Source organism: Saccharopolyspora antiqui, assembly GCF_052246905.1.
GTDB lineage: Bacteria > Actinomycetota > Actinomycetes > Mycobacteriales > Pseudonocardiaceae > Saccharopolyspora.
The window spans coordinates 228,491-250,308 of sequence record NZ_JBQQBO010000003.1 but is presented as its reverse complement, the minus strand read 5'-3'; the positions used below and the strand labels follow the sequence as shown (position 1 = coordinate 250,308).

General features: G+C 68.5%; 18 protein-coding genes. 9 read left to right on the top strand and 9 right to left on the bottom strand.

Translation table 11 applies throughout. The features are described from left to right. Positions 1–83 precede the first annotated feature (83 nt). The 8 genes from ACTWQN_RS08115 (at position 84) to ACTWQN_RS08080 (ending at position 10,442) form a co-directional block, all read left to right on the top strand. Positions 84–1,094 carry a LacI family DNA-binding transcriptional regulator gene (locus tag ACTWQN_RS08115; RefSeq protein WP_443202715.1) on the top strand — a complete coding sequence of 337 codons (1,011 nt, stop codon included), beginning with the start codon at positions 84–86 and terminating at the stop codon, positions 1,092–1,094. Positions 1,095–1,373: 279 nt separating this feature from the next. After that, positions 1,374–2,693: an ABC transporter substrate-binding protein gene (locus ACTWQN_RS08110; protein ID WP_443202714.1), complete on the top strand. Its 1,320-nt coding sequence runs from the start codon at positions 1,374–1,376 to the stop codon at positions 2,691–2,693. Beyond that, positions 2,680–4,794 carry a hypothetical protein gene (locus ACTWQN_RS08105; protein WP_443202713.1) on the top strand — a complete coding sequence of 705 codons (2,115 nt, stop codon included), beginning with the start codon at positions 2,680–2,682 and terminating at the stop codon, positions 4,792–4,794. The genes ACTWQN_RS08110 and ACTWQN_RS08105 overlap by 14 nt, the downstream gene beginning before the upstream one ends. A 104-nt stretch (positions 4,795–4,898) precedes the next feature. Further along, positions 4,899–6,290, top strand: coding sequence for a Gfo/Idh/MocA family protein (locus ACTWQN_RS08100; RefSeq protein WP_443202712.1), 1,392 nt, complete (start codon positions 4,899–4,901; stop codon positions 6,288–6,290). Then, on the top strand, positions 6,274–7,215 hold the full coding sequence (locus ACTWQN_RS08095) for a carbohydrate ABC transporter permease (RefSeq protein ID WP_443202711.1): 942 nt from the start codon (positions 6,274–6,276) through the stop codon (positions 7,213–7,215). The genes ACTWQN_RS08100 and ACTWQN_RS08095 overlap by 17 nt, the downstream gene beginning before the upstream one ends. Further along, complete coding sequence (locus tag ACTWQN_RS08090; protein ID WP_443202710.1) at positions 7,208–8,125, top strand: carbohydrate ABC transporter permease; 918 nt, start codon at positions 7,208–7,210, stop codon at positions 8,123–8,125. Before ACTWQN_RS08095 ends, ACTWQN_RS08090 begins: the two co-directional genes overlap by 8 nt. Before the next feature lie 440 nt (positions 8,126–8,565). Then, positions 8,566–9,033 (top strand): DoxX family protein, encoded by a 468-nt coding sequence (locus tag ACTWQN_RS08085; protein ID WP_443202862.1) that lies wholly within the window; start codon positions 8,566–8,568, stop codon positions 9,031–9,033. 137 nt (positions 9,034–9,170) lie between these two features. Further along, positions 9,171–10,442 carry an Nramp family divalent metal transporter gene (locus ACTWQN_RS08080; RefSeq protein ID WP_443202709.1) on the top strand — a complete coding sequence of 424 codons (1,272 nt, stop codon included), beginning with the start codon at positions 9,171–9,173 and terminating at the stop codon, positions 10,440–10,442. Between the two features lie 45 nt (positions 10,443–10,487). Here ACTWQN_RS08080 and ACTWQN_RS08075 read toward each other — a convergent pair whose 3' ends face one another. The 6 genes from ACTWQN_RS08075 to ACTWQN_RS08050 form a co-directional block, all read right to left on the bottom strand. After that, positions 10,488–11,462, bottom strand: coding sequence for an arsenic resistance protein (locus ACTWQN_RS08075; RefSeq protein WP_443202708.1), 975 nt, complete (start codon positions 11,460–11,462; stop codon positions 10,488–10,490). Between the two features lie 10 nt (positions 11,463–11,472). Further along, positions 11,473–11,841 (bottom strand): fluoride efflux transporter CrcB, encoded by a 369-nt coding sequence (crcB, locus tag ACTWQN_RS08070; RefSeq protein ID WP_443202707.1) that lies wholly within the window; start codon positions 11,839–11,841, stop codon positions 11,473–11,475. Beyond that, complete coding sequence (locus ACTWQN_RS08065) at positions 11,838–12,179, bottom strand: DUF190 domain-containing protein (protein WP_443202706.1); 342 nt, start codon at positions 12,177–12,179, stop codon at positions 11,838–11,840. The genes crcB (ACTWQN_RS08070) and ACTWQN_RS08065 overlap by 4 nt, the downstream gene beginning before the upstream one ends. Next, the gene (crcB, locus tag ACTWQN_RS08060; protein ID WP_443202705.1) at positions 12,176–12,661 is read right to left on the bottom strand and encodes a fluoride efflux transporter CrcB; all 486 of its coding nucleotides are present in this window, start codon (positions 12,659–12,661) and stop codon (positions 12,176–12,178) included. Before crcB (ACTWQN_RS08060) ends, ACTWQN_RS08065 begins: the two co-directional genes overlap by 4 nt. Before the next feature lie 248 nt (positions 12,662–12,909). Further along, on the bottom strand, positions 12,910–13,740 hold the full coding sequence (locus ACTWQN_RS08055; protein WP_443202704.1) for an AfsR/SARP family transcriptional regulator: 831 nt from the start codon (positions 13,738–13,740) through the stop codon (positions 12,910–12,912). 611 nt (positions 13,741–14,351) lie between these two features. Further along, a complete protein-coding gene (locus ACTWQN_RS08050) occupies positions 14,352–15,023 on the bottom strand; it encodes a class I SAM-dependent methyltransferase (protein WP_443202703.1) in 672 nt (223 codons plus the stop codon). A 235-nt stretch (positions 15,024–15,258) separates the two neighbouring features. On the opposite strand from ACTWQN_RS08050, the gene ACTWQN_RS08045 reads away from it, so the two are divergent. Further along, positions 15,259–16,545 carry an FAD-dependent oxidoreductase gene (locus tag ACTWQN_RS08045; protein ID WP_443202702.1) on the top strand — a complete coding sequence of 429 codons (1,287 nt, stop codon included), beginning with the start codon at positions 15,259–15,261 and terminating at the stop codon, positions 16,543–16,545. 52 nt (positions 16,546–16,597) lie between these two features. Here the strand turns inward: ACTWQN_RS08045 and ACTWQN_RS08040 are convergent, their stop codons facing one another. The 3 genes from ACTWQN_RS08040 to ACTWQN_RS08030 are packed head-to-tail and all read right to left on the bottom strand — an operon-like array spanning position 16,598 to position 21,814. Then, positions 16,598–18,121, bottom strand: coding sequence for a SagB family peptide dehydrogenase (locus ACTWQN_RS08040; RefSeq protein WP_443202701.1), 1,524 nt, complete (start codon positions 18,119–18,121; stop codon positions 16,598–16,600). A gap of 53 nt (positions 18,122–18,174) precedes the next feature. Beyond that, positions 18,175–19,167 carry a thiopeptide-type bacteriocin biosynthesis protein gene (locus ACTWQN_RS08035; protein WP_443202700.1) on the bottom strand — a complete coding sequence of 331 codons (993 nt, stop codon included), beginning with the start codon at positions 19,165–19,167 and terminating at the stop codon, positions 18,175–18,177. Further along, on the bottom strand, positions 19,160–21,814 hold the full coding sequence (locus ACTWQN_RS08030) for a lantibiotic dehydratase (protein ID WP_443202699.1): 2,655 nt from the start codon (positions 21,812–21,814) through the stop codon (positions 19,160–19,162). Before ACTWQN_RS08030 ends, ACTWQN_RS08035 begins: the two co-directional genes overlap by 8 nt. Between the last annotated feature and the right edge of the window lie 4 nt (positions 21,815–21,818).

Here is a 21,818-nt window from a genome sequence, read left to right as displayed (position 1 = left end):
CGCGCCCGTTGTCCACAGGCCCGGACCGGGCCGGTGCCGAAGCGGATACCGGTTCGACGAACCAACAACGGGGGTGACCAGCAGTGTCCGCGACGATGCGCGACGTCGCGCGGCTCGCCGGGGTGTCGGTGAAAACCGTGTCCAACGTGGTCAACGACTTCCCGCACGTGAGCGCCCGGACGCGGGCCCGGGTGCTCGCCGCGATCGCCGAACTCGGCTACCAGATGAACTTCTCGGCGCGGAACCTGAGCCTGGGGCGCACCGGGATGATCGCGCTCGCGGTGCCGGAGCTGCGACTGCCGTACTTCGCCGAACTCTCCGACGAGATCATCGTGGCGGCGGCCGAGCGCGGCTACACCGTGCTGGTCGAGCAGACCGGCGGAGTGCGCGAGCGGGAGCTGGCGGTGCTGTCCAGCGCGCGCCGCCGGATGACCGACGGGCTGATCTTCTCGCCACTGGGCCTGCGCGCCGAGGACGCGCCCCAGCTGGAGGTCGGCTATCCGTTGGTGCTGCTGGGCGAACGCGCGTTGCACGGCAACGTGCACCACGTCGCGATGGCCAACTCGGCCGGGGCGCGGGCCGTCGCCGAGCACCTGTTGGCACAGGGGCGAAAGCGCATCGCGCTCGTGGGCTCTTACGACGAACGTGGTGCTGGCGCTGGGTCATTGCGCACCCAGGGCTTCCTGGACGCCCTCGCCGCCGCTGGGCTGGCGCACGATCCGGCGCGCACCGGCGAGGCGCTGGACTGGACCCGCGCCACGGGTGCCGAAGCGATGCGCCAGGTGCTCGACCGCGGGGTGCGCATCGACGCCGTCTTCGGGCTCAACGACGTGCTGGCGCTGGGCGCGATGCGGGTCCTCTTCGAGCGCGGGCTGCGGGTTCCCGAAGACGTCGCGGTGGCCGGTTTCGACGACATCGAGGACGGGCGCTTCGCCCGCCCGAGCCTGACGACCGTGCAGCCCGGCCGTTCGCAGATCGCCCGCACCGCCGTCGGGCTGCTCGTGGACCGCCTCTCCGGCGCGGAGTCGGGATCGGGCGGCGCGGAAGTGGTGGCCACACACCGGCTAATCGTGCGCGAGTCGACCGCGGGGTGATCGCGGGGATTGACCCGTCGGCGCCACACGTGCTGCAATTACACCGGTGTAAATGGTAGGTGAGGGGCACCCGTGACCCAGTTAGTTGGTCACGGGTGCCCCTCACCCGGGGATCTGCACCACCCTGATCGACTGCGGCTGGACGCCCCGGCCTGCGGAAACCTCACCGCGCTGGCCGCTGGACCAGCGTCTGATCGCGGGCCGGACCGGAGCCGCGACAGGTGGAGATCCCGGCACCACTCTCGACGACCTCAACGACGTGGCGAGGGAGTACATCGCATGCGAACCTTTCGACGCTCGCCCCGGCGGGCCGCGGGCCGACGGACACCGTTACGCCTGCTGGCAGTGCTGTTCGGGGCCGCCGTGCTGACCACGGCATGCAGCGCTGGCGGCACGGACGACGGGCCGGTGACCATCCGGTTCTCCTGGTGGGGCAACGAAGAGCGGGCGCGGGCCACCAACCAGGCCATCGACGCCTTCGAAGCCGCCAACCCCGGAATCACGGTCCAGGGCGAGTCGATCGACTACAACTCCTACTTCGACCGGCTGGCCACGTCGGTCGCGGCAGGTGACGAGCCTGACGTGATCACGATGGGCGGCGCCTACCCGCGCGAGTACGCCGACCGCGGCGTCCTGCTCGACCTGGCCGAGGTCTCCGGCCAACTCGACCTGACCGCGCTGGACGAGGGCGCGCTGGCCAACGCCAACTTCGACAACATCCAGTACGGCGTGCCGACCGGCGTGAACACCTTCGGCGTCCTCGCCAATCCGGCGCTGTTCGCCGCGGCCGGTGTCCCGCTGCCCGACGACAACACTTGGAGCTGGGAGGATTACGCCCGGATCGCCACCGAGATCTCGGCGAAGAGCCCGGCCGGGACGTTCGGCTCGGAAGATCCCACCGCCCCCGACACGCTGGACCTCTACGCGAACCAGAAGACCGGCCAGGGCCTCTACAGCCCGGCGGGCGGCATCGCGATCCAACCCGGCACCGTCCAGGAGTGGTGGAATCTGACCACCGGGCTCATGTCGACCGGCGCCACTCCCCCGGCCAGCGTCACCGCCGAACTCGCCGGGCAGCCAGCCCCCGAGCAGACGCTGCTGGGCCGGGGTCTCGCGGCGATGAAGTTCGGCTGGTCCAACCTGCTCCCGGCGTACCGGCAGGCATCCGGCGCGGACCTGATCATGCTGCGCGCCCCGGGCGAAACCACCGCGCAGGGCACCGGCATGTGGTTGCAGGCCTCGCAGCTCTACACGATCAGCAAGCGCAGCGAGCACCCCGAAGCGGCGGCCAGGCTCATCAACTTCCTGGTCTCCGACCCCCGGGCGGCCGACTTCATCAAGACCGACCGGGGCATCCCCGCCAACCCGGACCTGCGCACCCACCTGGAGAGCAGTCTCGACGAGAACCGGAAGGTCGAGTTCGATTTCATCAACCGGATGAGCGGACTCGTCGACGGCGACTTCGTGATCGGCCCGACCGGTTCCACCGAGAGCGTCGGAATCGTGAACCGGATCAACGACTCGGTGCTGTTCGGCCGGGTGCCACCGGCGCGGGCGGCGGAGCAGCTCGTCGCCGAGATCACCGATGCCGTCTCCTGACCGCGCCGGAGTCGCCGCGATCGACCGGAAAGCGTTGGTAGCGCGGCACAACATCGTATTGACCGGCATCGACCCGCAGGCGCCGCTGTCGGTGGGCAACGGGGAGCTCTGCATGACCGTGGACGTCACGGGCCTGCAGACCTTCCCCGAGCGGTACCCGGTGGCCGATCCGGGTGGCGGGGTGGCGGGCACGCTGCTCGGCACCCAGTCGCAGTGGGGCTGGCACAGCCACCCGCGCCCGGACGGCGCCGACCTCGCGCGGACGCTGCGGCCGTACCGCACCGGGCGCGGCGAGGTCCGCTACGTCGACTCCGGACCGCTGTCCGGCTCCGACGACTCCGCGTTGCCCGCCGAAATCCGGTGGCTGCGGGCCAATCCGCACCGCCTGGACCTGGCCCGCATCGGTCTGGTGCTGCTGGACGCCGCCGGGCACCGGATGCCCGCCGCGTCCGATCTCGGAACCAGCCAGCAGGTGCTGGACCTGTGGACGGGCGTGATCCGCAGCGAGCTCACCCTCGGCGGGCGGACGCTGCGGGTCAGCACGGCCTGCCACCCGGATCAGGACACCATCGCGGTGCGGATCGTTGCGGGCGACGAGCTCGCGGTGGGGATCCGGATCGCGTTCCCGTACGGGTCGCAGTCGTGGAGCAACGCCGCCGACTGGTCCCGTCCCGAGGCGCACACCAGCGCCGTCGAGCCGCAGGCCGATGGCGCGCTGGTCCGGCGCCGCTTCGACGGGGCGCCGGATCCGTTGTACCGCCTGCGGATTCGGACGTCGCGGGATGCCGTCGTCCGGCAGGTCGGCGAACACGAAATCGTCGTGCACCCGACCGGATCCGTGCTGGAGGTGGCCGTCTCGCTGGCCGCCGGAGCCGATGACCCGCCCGGCTCGGACGCGGCCGCCGTGTTCGCGGCCAGCCGCGCGCACTGGCCGGAGTTCTGGAGTCGCGGCGCGGCGGTCGACTTCGCGGGCAGCACCGATCCGCGAGCCGACGAACTGGAACGCCGCGCGGTGCTGTCCCAGTACCTCACGGCGATCCAGTGCGCCGGATCCCTGCCGCCGCAGGAGACCGGGCTGACGTGCAACAGCTGGCGCGGCCGGTTCCACCTGGAGATGCACTGGTGGCATGCGGCGCACTTCGCGCTGTGGGGTCGGCCGGAGTTGCTGCGCCGCAGCATGGACTTCTACCGGCGCATCCTCCCGGTGGCCCAGCAGACCGCCGCGACGCAGGGCTACCGGGGCGCGCGCTGGCCCAAGCAGGTCGCCCCGGACGGCCGGGAGAGCCCGAGCGACATCGGCCCGTTCCTGCTTTGGCAGCAACCGCACGTCATCCACCTCGCCGAGCTGCTGCGCCGCGCTGGCGATGGCGGCGCGATCGACGACTTCGGCGAGTTGGTCGAGCAGACCGCGCACTTCATGGCCGACGTCGTCGAGTCCACTTCGGACGGTTTCGCGCTGGGCCCGCCGCTGGTCCCAGCCCAGGAGTGCTACGCGGCCAGGCGCGAGCGGGTCCGCAATCCACCGTTCGAACTCGCCTACTGGGCCTGGGGATTGGGTGTGGCGCAGCAGTGGCGGACGCGCTCCGGTCGACCGCCGGAACCGCGCTGGAACGCGGTCCGCGACGGCATGGCGCGGCCACTGGTCCGCGACGGCCGGTACGCGGCCATCGCGGTCGAGCCGTTCACCGTGCGCGTCGACCACCCGTCGATGGTCTACGCGCTGGGCCCGGTGCCAGCGGTCGACGTCGTCGATCCCGAGGTGATCCGCTCGACCCTGCACGACGTGCTCGGCGACTGGGACTGGGCGAGCACCTGGGGTTGGGACCACCCCGCTCTCGCCATGACCGCGACTCGGCTGCACGAGCCGACAACCGCGCTCGACGCGCTGCTGCGCGACAGCCCGAAGAACACCTTCCTGCGCAACGGCCACAACCGCCAGACCGATGCCCTTCCGCTGTACCTGCCGGGAAACGGCGGACTGCTCGCCGCCCTTGCGCTGATGGTGGCGGGCTGGGACGACGACGGAGCGGTGCCCTGCCCCGGCTTCCCACGCGACGGAACCTGGGCACTACGACACGAGGGCTTCATCCGCTCGCCCTGATCGGGTCGAGGTGAAGGGCACCTTCGACCGGCTTACCCGGTCAAAGGTGCCCTTCACTCCTCACCCGAACGGGGCGCTGCGACGTCCAACGACGAAGGAGGAGCATGATCGACCAAGTGGCGCGCCGGTACGGGGTGGTCGGTACCGGTGCTCGTGCGCAGATGTACGTCGTGGCGCTGGTGGGTGCGCACGCCGATGTCGCGGAATTGGTGGCGTGGTGCGAACCCAATCCGGCGCGGATGGACCACGCGGACCGGTTGGTGGCCGCCCACGCGCCGGATGCGGCGCCACCGGCCCGTTACGCACCGGCCGATCTGGAACGCATGATCGCGGCGGAGCGGCTGGACGCGGTCGTGGTGACCAGTCCTGATTGGACGCACGCCGAGGTCGTCACGCGGGCCATGCGGGCCGGGGCCGACGTGGTGTTGGAGAAGCCGCTGACCACGTCCACCGCGGGCTGCCGGGAGATCGTGCGGGCCATCGAGCAGACCGGCCGGTCGCTGGTGCTGACCTTCAACTACCGGTACTCGCCGCGCAATGCCGCCCTCAAGGAGGTGATCGCCTCGGGCGAGATAGGCGAGGTCACCTCGGTGCACTTCGAATGGGCGCTGGACACCATGCACGGGGCCGACTACTTCCGCCGCTGGCACCGGGAGAAGCAGCATTCGGCCGGGTTGGCCGTGCACAAGGCCTCGCACCACTTCGACCTGGTGAACTGGTGGCTGGCCGATGTGCCCGCGTGGGTTTTCGCCGACGGCGGCCTGCGCTTCTACGGCGCCGACAACGCCCGCGCCCGCGGGTTGGGCGAGCGGCCGGAGCGCGGCACGGTCGACCCGCCGAGCACCGATCCGTTCGCCCTCGACCTGCGCGCCGATCCGGTGCTGCGGTCGCTGTACTGGGACGCCGAGAAGCACGACGGCTACCTGCGCGACCGGGACGTCTTCGCGGCGGGCATCACGATCGAGGACAACCTGTCTGCGCTGGTCGGCTACGGGCGCGGCGCCGTGATGAGCTACTCGCTCAACGCGCACAGCCCGTGGGAGGGCTACCGCGTGACGATCAACGGCACCGGCGGGCGCGCCGAGCTCGACGTGGTGGAGCGGGCCGCGGTGCTGCCCGATCCGGACGGCCGGTTCGTGCTCGACGCGAGCTCCGTCGAGGACACCGCTGGCGACGAGCAGGAACGCCGCCCGGGCGCGCGGCTCACCGTGCAGCGGCATTGGGAGAAAGCGCGGCTGGTCCCGATCGCCAGCGCCAGCGGCGGGGGCCACGGCGGCGGGGACGCGTTGCTGCTGCACGACGTTTTCCGGGGCGCGGCGGCCGATCCGCTCGGTCGGCAGGCCGGATACCTCGACGGCCTGGCTTCGGTGGCCGTCGGCCTCGCGGCCAACACCTCGATGACCACCGGCCAGCCGGTGCGCGTCGCGGAGCTCGGATTGCCCGCCCTCGACGCGGTTGCCAACTGCTCGGGGAGGCCACATGTCGGTGGTCGGTGAGCTCGCGAGCCTGCGCCGCGCGAAGGGTGCCCGAGCGAAGCTCAGCCCCGCCGAGCGCGGGGACAACAAGGCGGCGGCGTTCTTCCTCGCGCCGTGGTTCGTCGGCCTCGCCCTGATCACCGTCGGGCCGATGGCCGCATCGCTGTACCTGTCGTTCACGGACTACAGCCTGCTGGATTCGCCCGAGTGGACCGGCCTGAGCAACTACCTGGAGATGCTCGGCGACGAGCGGCTGCTCACCTCGCTGCGGGTCACGTTCAGCTACGTTTTCGTTTCCGTGCCGCTGCAACTGGCGGCGGCGTTGGCGCTCGCGCTGTTCCTCGACCGGGGGTTGCGCGGCCTGGCGATCTACCGCTCGGCGTTCTACCTGCCCTCGCTGCTGGGTGCGAGCGTCGCGATCGCGATCCTGTGGCGCCAGATCTTCGGCAACTCCGGTCTGATCAACCAGATCCTGTCCTGGTTCGGCATCCAGGGCGTGGGTTGGATCTCGCACCCGGACTTCGCGCTCGGCACGCTGATCGTGCTCAACGTGTGGACGTTCGGCTCGCCGATGATCATCTTCTTGGCGGGGCTGCGCCAGATCCCGGAGCCCCTCTACGAGGCCGCGGCGATCGACGGGGCGGGCAAGATCCGGCAGTTCCGCAGCATCACGGTTCCGCTGCTGACGCCGATCATCTTCTTCAACCTGGTGCTGCAGATCATCCACGCGTTCCAGTCGTTCACGCAGGCATTCGTGGTCAGCGGCGGCACCGGCAGACCGGTCGACTCGACCCTGTTCTACACGCTTTACCTGTACGAGGAAGGCTTCACCAACCTGCACATGGGCTACGCGTCCGCCATGGCCTGGCTGCTGCTGGTGATCATCGCAGCGTTCACCGCCATCAACTTCCACCTCTCGAAGTACTGGGTTTTCTACGATGACTGAACAAGATCTGGTGCGCACGCCGCCGCGAACACCGACATCCACTGTGGACACTCCAGCGCCAGTACGACGACGACCGAAGTGGCCGACCCGGTTGCGCCGGATCGGCAAGCACGCCGTGCTGATCGCCGCCGCGTTCGTCATGCTCTACCCGCTGCTGTGGATGATCGTGAGCTCCATCAAGCCGAACGCGCTGATCTTCCGCGATCCGTCGCTGATCCCCAGCGAGATCGATCTCGGCAACTACGCGCTGGGGTGGAACGCGCTGTCGCACCCGTTCACCCACTACCTGCTGAACTCGATCATCATCGTGGCGGGCGCGGTGCTCGGGAACCTGGCGTCCTGCTCGATGGCCGCCTACGCGTTCGCACGGCTGAACTTCCGGGGTCGCAGGCTGTGGTTCGCGGTGATGCTGATGTCGATCATGCTGCCGATCCACGTGGTGATCGTCCCGCAGTACGTCCTGTTCTCGCAGCTGGACTGGATCAACACCTACCTGCCGCTGGTGGTGCCCAAGATGCTCGCCACGGACGCCTTCTTCATCTTCCTGATGGTGCAGTTCTTCCGGGGCATCCCCCGCGAGCTGACCGAGGCGGCCCACATCGACGGTGCCGGGCACGGGCGGATCTACCTGCAGATCATGTTGCCGCTGTCCGTCCCGGCGCTGGCCACCACGGCGATCTTCACGTTCATCTGGACCTGGAACGACTTCTTCAGCCAGCTGATCTTCCTCACCGATCCGGACATGTACACCGTGCCGGTCGCGCTGCGCACCTTCGTCGACTCGACCGCCGACAGTTCGTGGGGCGCGCTGTTCGCGATGTCGGTCGTTTCCCTGATCCCGATCTTCCTCATCTTCCTGTTCGGACAGAAGTACCTGGTCAAGGGCATAGCCACCACCGGCATGAAGTAACCCGCCCCGACGCGGTGCCAGCACCCCCGCAGCTGGCACCGCGGGGCGCGGCTCGACGACCTGGTTGGGCACGTAGAACTTCTTCGAGTTCTCGACCGCCGCGGCGACCTCGACGCTGCACGCCAGGAACGCGCGCACCATCCTCCTCACTCGTAACCCACTCCGGCGAGGAGTGAAGGGCACCTTCGACCGGCTTACTCGGTCAAAGGTGCCCTTCACTCCTACCTCATTAGGTGACCAGTCGCGCCAGGTCGGTGTGGGGGGGGGCGCCGATTGGGTGGTAGGTGAAGGGCACCTTTCGCCAACATAGTTGGTGAAAGGTGCCCTTCACTCCGTGTTGGAACTCGTGGTGCGGTGGTTGGGGGTGGCGGGTTTGCTGGTTGGTGAGTGTCGGGCCCGGGGCTTCAGCGGGGGTGCCGGTTGGCCGGTTAGGAGGAGGGATGGGTAGTCGGGGCTTTTTGTTGGTGGGTACCGGAGCGCCTGCGGCGGTGATCCTTATCCGCATTGTGGTTGGTGGGATTTTTTTGTCGGAAGGGGTTCAGAAGTTCCTCTTTCCCGGTGAGCTTGGGCCGGGTCGGTTCGCCAAGGAGACGCCGCTGCCCGCGCCGGAGTTCTTCGCCTACCTCGACGGTGTTTTCGAGATCGTGTGCGGCGTTCTGCTCATCATCGGGCTGCTCACCCGGCTGGCGACCATTCCCATGATCATCAACATGATCGGGGCGGAGGTCTTCACCAAGGTTCCGATCCTGCTGGACGACGGCGTCTGGGACTACCTGCACGAAGCCCGCAGCGAACTCAGCCAGCTCTTCGGCTCGGTCTTCCTGCTGCTGGTCGGCGCTGGCGCCTGGTCGCTCGACGCCCGCCTGGCCGCCCGGCGCGCCGAACACCGGCGCTCCGAACAGCCGTGATCCGGCGAAATCGGCGGCCCGAAGTTCCCCTGCGGAGAAAGACATTTTTCGGTGTAACGTAAAGCGGTGATTGCCGCTGCGAAAAATCTGCGCACTTCGGACATCGAACTGGCCGCGGTCGTGGTAGAGGTGGGTCGATGAGGACGACCGAGGGGCCCACCGAGCAGGTTGCGCCGGTTCCGGTCGCCCAGGTGCTCGCCCGTGGGCGGGTTCGCGGCACGGTCGCCATGCTCGGGCCCGCGTTCGTCGCCGCGATCGCCTACGTCGACCCGGGCAACTTCGCCACCAACATCAGCGCCGGTGCCGAGTTCGGCTACGCGCTGGTGTGGGTCGTCGTGCTGGCGAACCTGATGGCGATGCCCGTGCAGTTCCTGTCCGCGAAGATCGGCATCGTCACCGGCCGAACGCTGCCGGAAGCATGCCGGGCCCGCTACCGCGCTCCGGTGCGCTGGGCGTTGTGGTTGCAGGCCGAAATCGTCGCGATGGCCACCGATCTCGCCGAATTCGTCGGCGCCGCACTGGGCCTGTACCTGCTCTTCGGCATCCCGATGCTGCCTGCCGCCCTGATCACCGCGGTCGTCGCCTTCGTGGTGCTGGGCCTGCAAACCCGCGGTTACCGCGCCTTCGAGCGCGCGATCGCGGCGATGTTGGGGCTGATCATCGGCGGCTTCGCCTACGAGCTGTTCTCCATCGGCCCCTCCCCCGGTCAAGCCCTGACCGGGCTGGTGCCCACCCTGCCGAGCGGCAGCGCCTACCTGGCGGTGGGCATCATCGGCGCCACCGTGATGCCGCACGTCGTGTACCTGCACTCCGCCCTGACCAGCCGCCGCGTCGCGTGCTCCACCGACATCGAGCGCCGCAAGGTGCTGCGCTTCGAACGCTGGGACGTGATCATCGCCCTCGGCCTGGCCGGGATCATCAACCTCTCGATGCTCGTGGTTTCCGCCAAGCTGTTCCACGGCAGCGGAAACACCAGCATCGGCGGCATCGAGGAAGCCCACACCGGACTGGCCACGCTCGCCGGTGGCGCCGCCGCGCTGGTGTTCGCCGCGGCGCTGCTGGCCTCCGGCATCTCCTCCTCCAGCGTCGGCACCTTCGCCGGTCAGGTGGTGATGGCCGGGTTCCTCAACCTCCGCATCCCGCTGCTGCTGCGGCGGCTGATCACCATGCTGCCCGCGCTGATCGTGATCGCCCTGGGCGTGAACCCGACCGATGTGCTCAACTTCAGCCAGGTCATGCTCAGCTTCGGCATCCCCTTCGCGCTGATCCCGCTGCTGCTGATCACCCGCGACCCGGCGGTGATGGGAACCTTCACCAACCCCCGCTGGCTGACCAGGCTCATGACGACGATCGCGACCGTGATCATCGGGCTCAACGCGTACCTGCTCTACGACCAGTTCATCGGCTGACCAGCAGCGCGAAATCGGCGGTCGGCACGATCCCAGTGCGGTGGATCAGCGGTCCGGAACGAGTTTTGGCACCAGTCGCACGTAGAGGACCATGCCCACGACTTCGACGAGGGTTTGCGCGACCACCACCACCGCCGCGACGGCCAGCTCATCCGGCAGGGCCAGCGCCAGTGGCAGCACGACCAGCGAGTTCCGGGTGGCTCCGGTGAACACGACGGCGCGGCTGGCCGCGGTGTCCAGACCGAATGCGCGAGCCACCGCCAGCCCGGCGAAGGGCATCACGATCAGGAAAGCGAGGTAGCCGGGCACCACCACGACGACCGAGGCGACGTTGCCGCCAAGCTCCGGCACCTGGGAGGCGACCACGACGAACAGGGTGACGGCCATCAGCGGCACCATCGCCGGTTCGATCGCCTCGACCACCCTCATCCCGGTGCGCCGCCGCGTGGCCCACGCCTGGGTCGCCCAGGCCAGGGCCAGCGGGATGACGATCAGCCCCAGGAAGGCTGCCAGGAACGGACCGACCTCGACCACATCGGCCAACTGCGGCCCCAGGAAGATCAGCAGGAACAACGGCAGCAACAGCAGCTGGGCCAACAACAGCAGCGGAGTGGCGGCCAGCAACCGTCGAGCACTGCCACCGGCCAGCCCGCTGAAGACGATCACGTAGTCCACGCAGGGGGTCAGCAGCACCAGCAGCACCCCGACGCGGACCGCCTGGTCGTCGGGCAGGAACGCGAAGATCGCGGCGACGACCACCGGCACGACCAGGAAGTTCACCGCGAGCGCGGCCGCCAGGAAACGTCCGTCCCGCAGCGAGCGCGCCAACTCGCGAACGGGCACCTGCAGGAACGTCACGTACAGCAGGGCACCCAGGACCGGGCTGATCGCCTTCTCCAGGCCTGGTCCCGCACCGGGCACCGCCCACCCCAGCAGCACGCCGAGCGCGATCGCCGCTACGTACACCGCGACCTGGTGCCGCTGCATCCGCGCGGCCAAACCCTGCTGCGTCAACACCATCTCCGCAGGCTCAACCGACCATGGCATGCACGGTGGTGTAGCCGAGGAGGGCCGCGCCGACTCCGGCGATGACGCTGACGACCACGTTCAGCACGGCGTAGAAGTAGGCGTGTTCTTCGATCAGGCGGAGGGTTTCGTAGCTGAAGGTGCTGTAGGTGGTCAGGGCTCCGCAGAAGCCCGTTCCGACCAGCACCATCACGGGTTCGGGCAGCGCGGTTCCGGCCCCGGCCAGGCAGCCCAGCAGCAGCGAGCCGAAGAGGTTGACGACGAAGGTGCCCCAGGGGAACACGCTGTCGTGGCGGCCCTGGACGGCGCGGTCGGTGAGGTAGCGCAGGGGTGCGCCGATCACCGCCCCGACGAAGACGAGTACGACGGTCACGACTCGCGGCTCCCCGTGTAGCGGATGGCGTGGACCTCGTCGAGCAGCACGGTGCCCTCCCTGACGAGTTCGTCGAGTTCGGGCAGGAAGGCGCGGATGCGGTCTTCGGCATCGACGATGATCACCAGGATGGGCAGGCTCTCGGCGAGGTCGAGCAGCCGGTTGGTGTGCACCGTCGAGTGGGATCCGTAGCCTTCGCTGCCGCGCAGCACGGTCGCCCCGGCAAGGCCCGCTTTCCGGGCTCGCCGAACGATCTCGTGGTAGAGCGGTTTGTGGTGCCAGGTGTCGTCGGCGCCGATGAAGATCGACAACCGCATGGCGGAACTGGTCAGCTTCATTCCCCGTCACCTTTCGCCGGGCGGCGGATGGCCCAGCGGGTGAGCCATACGCCGAGGATCACGGCAAGCAGTGCGCCGAGCAGGGTTGCGAGGAGGTAGCCGAAGGCGGTGCCGACCGAACCGGGCTGCAGCAGGCCGCGGAATTCGACGGCGTAGGTGGAGAAGGTGGTGAAGCCGCCGAGGAATCCGACCCCGATGAAGGGCCGCAGCAACCGCCGCGCGGACCAGACCTCGGTGATGAGCACCATCAGGATGCCGATCAGGAAGCAGCCGATGATGTTGGTCCAGAACGTGGCCCAGGGGAAGTGGCCGGGGGCGGTCGGCAGGAGCTGGGAGAGCCCGTAGCGGGCCAGCGCCCCGAGGCCGCCGCCGAGGGCGATGACGGCGAGGACCGGCAGGTGGGAGTGCGCGAGCTCGCGCATGCCGACTCGCAGGTCCACATCCGGGTCGATGGGTTCGACAACTTCGGCATCACTGGTCACAGGCATCTCCCTACCGCAGCCCGACATCGGTCAGGTCCAGTAGGGACTGTTGGCGGCAATACCGCGGTTCTCCGCTGCGCGGACCGGTGAGCCCCACCACCGACCACCAGCCTACCGGCCAAGACGTCCGTCGTTGCCACGATTGTGGGCAGAACCATCGCACGCTGCCCGCCAGACACGCCTCCGCTGGCGGGAACCCTGCCCGCGAAGCGAACCGGGCGAGTGGACAGCTGACCCAACCCAGCCGGTCAGACGGTCTCGGCCAGGCCCAGGCCGGACGGGTCGAAGAACGACAGCACTGAGATCTCCGTCGTGTCCGACAGCAGTGCCTGGTGCAGCTTCCGCAGGCGGCCGGACGGTTCGACACCCAGTTCCCCGCTCAGCGCTTGGCACAGATCGCGGAAGACCTGGAGCGCACGGGGCGCGGCCCCGGACCGCTGGAAGGCGATCATCAGCAGCGCGCTGGCGTTCTCATCGGTGGGTTTCTCGGCCACCAGCTTGCGCAGTTCGGGGATCAACATCGCGTGCTTGCCGAGCTGGAGGTCGGCGATGATCCGCTGCTCGTGCACCCGAGCGCGGGCTTCCTCGATGCCGATGACCTCCTTGGTCAGCACGCGGCCCATCGGCACGTCCATCAGCGCGGGTCCCCGCCACAGGTCCAACGCCTGGCTGAAGTACTTCGAAGCGCTTGCGGCGTCGCCCTTTTCGAGGGCGGCATCACCGCTGGTCGCCAGCCGGTTGAACGCCACGAGGTCGAACGAACTCGGCGTCGGGGCGAGCTGGTACCCGTGGTAGCTCGTGACGAGCAGATCCTTGGCCGTCCACGGCGAATCGGGCTGCCGCGACTCCGTGATCAACCGTCGCAACCGCAGGACGTAGGTTTGCAGGGTGGTCGCCGCGCTGCGCGGAATGGCGTCGGCCCAAACCTCCTCCATCAGGGTCGAAACGCGCACGACTCGACCACACCGCAATGCGAGCAAGGCGAGCAGTTGCCTCGGTTTTCCCGCCGTCGGTACGATTGATCCGTCCTGGATCCGGACCACTAATGGTCCGAGCACGTTGATTTCCAAGGAATGCATTCTCAGTCGCCTATCCGACTAGAGCTGGACGAAGTTCTCCAGCGGCAGGACTGGTCGCCTCAACCGCGGACGGCGGTCCCCCGGAACCGCACATCCAACGGATACGACCTCATGTCAGTCCCAACACGCCGGACATGCCAACTCCAGCCTTCCACCCAGTACTGGAAAGTCCCCCGAAATTCGATTGACGAAGCAGGCCGTGGAAACGCCCGGTCATCCCGCATCGGCACGCATCGCCCGATACCGGATTCTCCGCCTCACTCGTCAAGAACGTGCCCCAGAAACGCTTGGCGTGGCACCTGAACGACCTTGCGCGGAATTCCTATCCGCGCCGACCGAGCTTGGTTGCTGGACCGAGAACAAGACGTTCTTCGACTCAGCCAGGCACCCCAGAAGGCCCTGTTGTCAACTCCCAGAAGGCCTCAACTCCCATGCTCCAAAGCCCTTCCGTCCGTCACGATCATTCCAAGCACAACCTATCACCGCATTTCGCCCGGCGGGGGGCGAATGCGCCGTCTACAGCGATAAAGCCATCCTCGGGGTGCGCTCAAGCCAACCCTGGCGATGACCGGAAGCACCAGGTCAGCGATGGTGCGGCACCCGACAGGCCGTCAGGGCGCTGGCTTTTCGGCTCGGAGGACCAGCAGGATCGGTTTGCCGACCAGCCAGGAGGCCCACGGCACGTCCGAGACCATCTGGTCGTCGCCGACGACCTCGTGGCGTTCGACCTCGGTGAAACCCGCTTGCGCCAGCCAGCCTTCGTAATCTTCCACGGTGTATGGATGCGCCACGAGCTTGTACGCGGTGCCGTCGTTCTCGAACTGCGCCGACATCCCCGTCGCCGCCATCGTGGGGTGGAAGACGGAGAAGACCAGTCGGCCACCCGGCCGCAGCACGCGGTAGAACTCCGCGACGGCGCGGTCCGGATGATCCAGGTGCTCACCGAGCAGCGCGCAGTACACCGCATCGAATTCGCCGTCCGCGAACGGGATCTCGCCTTGCAGGTCCGCTTCGAACAGCGGCACGTCGGGGTGGCGACGACGGGCTACCGCCAGCATGCCCGGCGAGAAGTCGATGCCCTGCGGTGCGGCTCCCGCGTCGAGCATCGCCGCGAGGTTGCGCCCGGTTCCGCAGCCCGCATCCAGAATCCGCTCCCCCCGACCCGGCGCGAGCAGGCCGAGGCTGTGCCGCGCGTCGACCGCGACGACCGGATTGGGCGTCTGCTCGTAAGAACTCGCCCAGAGATCGTACCCGGCCTTGGTCTGGATGTCTTGCAGTTGCATGCTGGACCGTCCGAAGGGTGCGGGGAAAGGAGTTGGCGGTGAATTCGCCGATCGGAGAACTTCGCGACAGCGCCAGACATCTTCACCGCCAGACATCTTCTCGGCAATCGTCGCACGCGCAGTCTAGAACCGGATAATCTGGGAGGCAACCAAACACCGCGGCAGCAGCGAAATCCGCGTCGCGGTCCACAGCATCGCCGGAAGTGACCGGAAAAGCGCAGGAGGCCTGCAAAGCATGCCCGAAACATCTTTCAAGGTTCTTGTCATCGGCGGTGGCATCGGAGGTCTCTGCTTGGCGCAGGGATTGAAGCGCGCCGGAGTCGACGTCGCGGTGTACGAGCGCGACCGCACCAGGACCGATCGTCTGGAGGGCTATCGGATCCACATCGATCCGGACGGGGCGAAGGCGCTGCACTCCTGCCTTCCGGAGAAGATCTGGGACACGTTCGTGGCCAGCACGGTGGATCTCGGCAGTTTCCGATTCCTCACCGAGGATCTGCGAGAACTCATGGTGGTGGAGGCGGAGGGGACCGGCGCCGCCGATCCGACCGAGCGTTCCAGCGCGATAGATCGGGTCACGTTGCGCGAAGTCCTGCTCACCGAACTCGACGACGTGCTGCATTTCGACAAGAAGTTCGAGCGTTACGAGCGCACGGCGGAGGGCGCGATCATCGCGCATTTCGCCGATGGCACGACGGCGACCGGAAATGTCCTCGTCGGCGCGGACGGCGTGAATTCCCCGGTGCGCGCGCAGTACCTGCCGAACGTCGAACGGGTGGACACCGACGCCTACGGCATCGGTTTCAAACTGCCGCTCACCGACGAGGTCCGGGCCTGGCTGCAACCGCCGCTGTCCACCGGGCGCAGCATGATCATGGCACCGGCTCCCTGCTTCCTCTCGATCTCGATCTTCGACCCCACCAACGACGGGCTGCTGCCTTCGACGCGCGGCGATGACGCTTACGTCGGCACCGCGTTCGTCGTCCGTCGCAGCACGTGCCCGGCCAACATCGAGGCCCTGGACGGCGCGGAGCTGAAGAGCTTCACCGAACGCCTGGTCTCCGGCTGGCATCCGCAGCTGCGCCGCATCATCGCGGAGTCCGATCCGGGCAGCACGCTTCTCGTGCCGTACAAGACATCCGTGCCGATCGAACCCTGGGAGAGCACGAGCGTCACGCTGCTCGGCGACGCCGTGCACAGCATGTCCCCGGTCGGCGGTTTGGGCGGCAACACGGCGCTGCGCGACGCCGACCTGCTGTGCCGACAACTCGTGTTGCTGCGCGACGGCAGCATGCCGACCGCCGAGGCGATCCGCAGCTACGAAGCGGCCATGCTCGACTACGGCTTCGCCGCCGTGCGCAAGGCCTTGCGCTACCAGCGGCAAGGTTTGCAGAGCAACAAATTCGCCGTGTCCCTGTCGCGTATCTTCTTCCGCGCCCTCAACAGCATGATGCGGCGTCGGCGCCAGCAGCCGCCACGGACCGTGAGGACCGTTCGGTCTGGTTCGCGGTCCGGCCGCTGAGCCGAGCAGCGGAGTTGCCGATTTCGCGCGAAATCGCCACCAACCCGAGGCACTAGTGCCAGGCCGCTTCGTAGAAATCTCCCGGTGCCCGGCCCGCGCCGATCATCACCTGGATCAGGCTGGTCAGGCCAGTCGAACCGAGGCCGAGCAGTTGGTTGGTCCGCCGCACGTCGTAGCCGAGGCTGGCGTGGCACCGCAGTCCGAGTGCCGCCGACGCGAGGTAGAGCCGCTGCGTGACGATGCCCGCTTCCATGTTCTGCATCCGGTACCACCGGTCGTGGTGCACGCCGAATCCGGACTCGTAGTCACCAACCGGGTAGACGCAGAGGCTGGTGTGGGTGAGGTTGAACAGCTTGATCAGCAACGCGTCCTGGAGTTCCGCCCCGAGTTCAGCGGCCCGCACCAGCTCAAGACCGGGCTGATCACCGGGCCGGTAGCGGTAGACACCGGGTTGGATCCCGGAAACCCGGTTCACCGCGCAGAAGAGCGCGGTGTGCCGGACCGCCGGTTGATGGCCGTCGAGGTCGCTCGGATAGCCGTCGGCCGCCGCCGCGAGCAACGCCGACAACGCGTCCAGGCCCATGTCCGCCGGGGTGAAGTACCCCATCGACGAACGTCGAGTGCGCAGCCCGTCGACCAGATCAGCCTGCTTGGCGGGCAGATTCAGCGACGTCGTGTTCGGCACACCCGCCGATGTGAGCCCCGGTGCGGAGCCTTCGGCGCGGAACAACCCCGACGTCCGCAGCCGCGCGGCGCGGTGCACACGCGCCTGCAACGGGCGCGCGTCGAGCGACCAGTCCCGCTCGGCCATCGATAACGCGCCGGTACGAGGCACGTCCGCATCTCCCGAGGACAGCCGGGAACCATTCGCCACCGGGGATCGATCAGGCTGCTCGACCGCTCCGAAGGTGATGGCCGCGTACACGCTCTCCTTCATCGGGTCGAGTCGGAGCAACCGGTCCAGGTCGTGGTCCACGAACTGGTACCGCACCTTGTTCTCGGGTTCGCGGCTTGCGGCCACCGCGAGCACCTGTCCGATCAGGACACCCAGATCCAGTCCGCACAGCCGGTAGGTCAGCTCGCCGTACTTGAACGCGTTCTTCCAGAAGAACACGCTGGCCAGCAGGGTCAGCGGAAGCTTCGCACCAGGAATGCCCAAGCCCGCGGCCAGTTCGGGCGTCCAGTCGCCGTCGCGCAGCGTCACCAGGGCGTGGTGCGCGGCGTCGTAGTGGTACACGCCGGGCGGCACGGCGCCCTCCGGGCCGGACACCAAGTACAGCTCGGCGGGAAACCGGGAACCTCCCGAGGGCAGCGGTCGCAGCGAGTTCCTGGCCAGCTTCGCGCCACCGCCGGGCTCGGCCCCTCTGGTGCCGATCAGCCGCCGCAGCGCATCGGTGGCCGTCCACCGGTACCGGGTCACCCCGTAGGAGTCGAGCAGCAATTGGCCCAGCTGCTCGAAGTCGAACCGACCGCCGGGTGCGGAAGTCCCGTAGCCGAGCGGAATCCTCGGGCGGTCCCGGTAGAGCTTGAACTGGGTTGGTGCGTCGTCCCAGTCGACCTCCTCCGGAATGGGCATGCTCTCGGACAGTTCGACGTACTCGCGTGCGGCGCTGCCCGGCTGGTCAGTACTCAGCTCGCACCCCCGGTGATCTCGGAAACGGCCCGCCACAGCAGGTACATCAGGTAGGACTCCTCCGGGAGCGACACGCCCAGGCGGTTGTTGTGCATGTGCGAGCAGAACAGCAGCACGCTCCGCAGATCGGCGTCGTCGCGCTCCGCGGGTGCCGTCAGCAGCTCCTGCGGGGCGAACAGCCCCTGTCGTCGGAGCCGGATGAGGTTGTCCCGCAAGGAAGTCGTCGATGCGGTCCAGCGCGCCACCGCGGACCCGGCCCGTTCGGTGGCGCCTGAATCCACCAGCCGAACCAGCTTCTCGACGAGACCGACCAGGTGGCTCCGCTGCCGCTGGAACTTCTCCTCGAACCGGTTCTCGCTGACCGCCGGGTGGCCGAAGACGAGCCGCCGTCCCCAGTCGCGCTGACCGGTGCTGAGGTGGCCGAGCAGCCCGTCCGCACCGCCTGAGGCCACCATCGCACCTGCCAACATCATCGCGAGCGCCTGGCCGGTGCGCTGGTCACCCGTTTTCCCAGTCGCCAGGAGTTCGGCCACCAGGTCGCTGGACTCGGTGAAATGCCGCTCGACGACCCGCATCGCCTCCCGCGTCCCGCCGTAGCGCGCGTACTCCGGCTCGTAGGGCACGGCGCGGATCGAGTTGTTCGGTTGGAGGGGTTCCACCACGTCCTGGCCCCGCTCGATCCCGGCCAGCGGGTTGGCGACCCGCAGGTAGTCCGGCTCGTCGATGACCGTCCGGGAGGGGCGGGAGTCGAGGAATCCGCCGATGTGGCGGTCCAGCAGTTCGGCGACCTTCGCCCCGGCACTCGGCGACGCCGGCTTCAGCCGCAGCCGCAGGTGCGGTCCGGCCTGCCAGTGCCGCACGAAGAAGTGGCCGTCGGTGAGGCCGCTGTCGGTGAGCTCTTCGACGAGCGGGCGGACCGCGTCGATGATCAGGTCGTCGAGCGAGTCGTGGTAGTGGATGTGCGCGCTCGTCCACTCCGGCTCAGCCATCACGACCGTCCTCGGCGAGCTCTACGACGAATTCGGCCGCGTAGCCGACGTCTCCGTCCCGCAGCACCAGATCCTCCTGCTTCGGCAGCATTTCCTCGAAGACCAGCAGCTGGTCCGTGCCAGCGGCGACCTCTTCGAAGACGTTCAGGAAGAGTTCGCTGGAGAAATCCAGGTACACCGGTTTCCGGGTCTTGTCGAACAGACCGTCCACCCGCGACCGCTGCGCGGCGTTGCCCTGCCCGGCCATGGCCCGCACGAAGCACTGCTGCGGGATCCGGTGCCGTCGTCTCCACCGGTTCACCTCGATCAGGTGGTCCAGCGCGGAACCGCTGCTGGACCGCCTCGGCAGGTCGGCAGCCCGCACCACCCAGGACCCGCGGTTGACCACCAGGTCGCCGAAGTTCAGCCGGGGGTAGCGGCGAACCCCGTCCTGGTCGCCGGACGGCGAGGCGGTGGCCAGCTGTTTGACGAACTCGAAGCGGGGCACGGCCTGTCCGAACATCTGGATGAGGAACCGGTAGGCGGGCGGCAGCAGGAATTCGACCATCATGCCCAGGTGCACCGGCATGATCTCGATGCCCCGGCTCTTCGAAACGAGGCGCAGCTGCTGCGCGCCGGGATCGTGCACGACCTGGAGATCGCTGAGCGCGATCCGCTGGTCGGGCGGCCGGTCGCTGGTGCTCATCGGGTAGCTGATCTCGTAGTGGGTCATCGGGTGCTTCAGGTTGAGGTTGGACCCGACCGTGCCGGTGACCTCGACGTATTGGCGACCACCGGGGCTCGGCCGCGCCGGTTCGGGCGGTGTGAACGCGGCGGTGCCGGACTTCTGGGCGAGTCTGAGCAGCCGCGCCTGGCTGCGGCCGAAGCCGGTCATGAGTTCGTTGAGCACCGCACGCGGTCGGCCATCGGTGGTGGCGAAGGGCTGGAGGTAGCAGGTCATCGACTCGATCGGCCGGACGAATCCCGGCAGCCGGTCCAGGAATTCGCGGATCCGCTCGGGGGCGACCTGCCGCACAGCCACACCGTCCACCGGAACATCGTCCACCGGCACATCGGCCACCAAGGCAACCAGCTGCTCCTGCAGTTCGGCGAGCTGGTCCAGTCCCGCCAGTCCCACCCTGGGCACCGGGAGCGCCTGCTCGAAGCAGGTCACCAGATCCGCACCGCTGACCCGGGAACCCGAGCGCGCCGGTCGCCCCATCTCCTTGCAGAAAGCACCGTAGAAGTCGAGGAACGGCGTTTGGGCGCCGACGCCGTAGTGGTCGGCGAAGAACGCCTCGGCGGCGATTCGGCCCGGCAGGAACCGGTCGTAGAGCCCGGCCAGGCGCCGCACCACCTCCAACTCGTCGAACAGTCCCCGCCGGGATTCCAGCGGACCGACTGGCACGCTGCCAGCGATCAGCACGTCCTCGTAGAAGGCGTTGCTCGGGAACTCCTCGCCGGTGGAATCCCACCCGAGCTGGTCGTAGACGTCCTTGAGCCGGTTGGTGACCGCGGTGGACTGGGCGAGCCGCTCCCCGGGCTCGTCGAGCCGACCGTAGGTGTCGAGATCGTCCCGCAGCCGCGTCAGCGAGTCGCGCACCGACCCGACTCGCTCCCCTTCGAAGCGTTCGAGCTCCCCGGCGAGCCGACCGAGCTGATCCGGCTCGTTGTCCGGGATCGCGAACCCGATCTCGACCAGGCCGATGTCGACCAGCCGGTCCAGGAACCCGGCGATCTCGGCGCTGCGGTCCGCCTGTTCGAGACCGGCCAGCGCGCGGACCACACCGCCGAAGGTGCGGTCCGCACCGTGCCGGATCTGCGCCAGGAACCGCCGCAGCGTCGGCGTGTTCGGCAGCTCGATGATGGCTTCCCCGTCCTTGCGGCCCAGGAAGCGGATCACCTCGCCGTCCTCGACGACGCTGCTGTTCACCGCGACCGGCAGCTGCGGCCGGATCTCCGGCCAGCCGGACAGCGCGCGGGGGATCTGCTGCTGGGTGAAGGCGTTGAGCTCGACCACGCTGCGCCGCGAGCCGGTCGAGCAGCGCGGGTGCTGGCCATCGGAGACCCACCGCCCCTGCGCCGAGCCGGTGAAAGTGCTGTAGGGACTGGTCTTCGCGGCCATCCGGGAGAGGTACTTGGCGAGTTTGCGCTCCAGCTTGCGGTCCGGCCGGGACGGCACCCACTTGGCGAGGCTCAGGTAGAGGTCCCTGCTGGCCAACACCAGACCGCTCCGGAAAGCGGGATCGGAGGCGATGTCGTGCAGCGCATGCCGCTGCCGCGCGGTTTCCGCCGCCAACTCGGCATCCGCCCGGCTGACCAGCGCACCGCGGTCGCGGATGCATCGATGCCATTCGGCGAGCGATTCGGCCAGCCCCGCCGGGAGTCGCGCGAGCAGTTCGGCGTCGATGTCGGGCCGGGGCGGGCGGCCCTGGTACACGTCGCGGCGCAGCGCGATCAGCCGACGCCGCAGGCCGGTGTCCGCAGTGCGGCCGACGATGCCGTGCAGCGCGTCGGAGAGGGTGTCCTGCTGCCCGGTCAACCACTGCTCGGCGTCGAGGATTTCCGCGACCAGCTCGGCAGTTCGTCCGGTGCGCAGGCGAGCCAGGGCAGACAGCGGCAGGCCCGCGACGCGCACCACGAAGGTGGGTTCGACCCGGTAGCTCATCCCT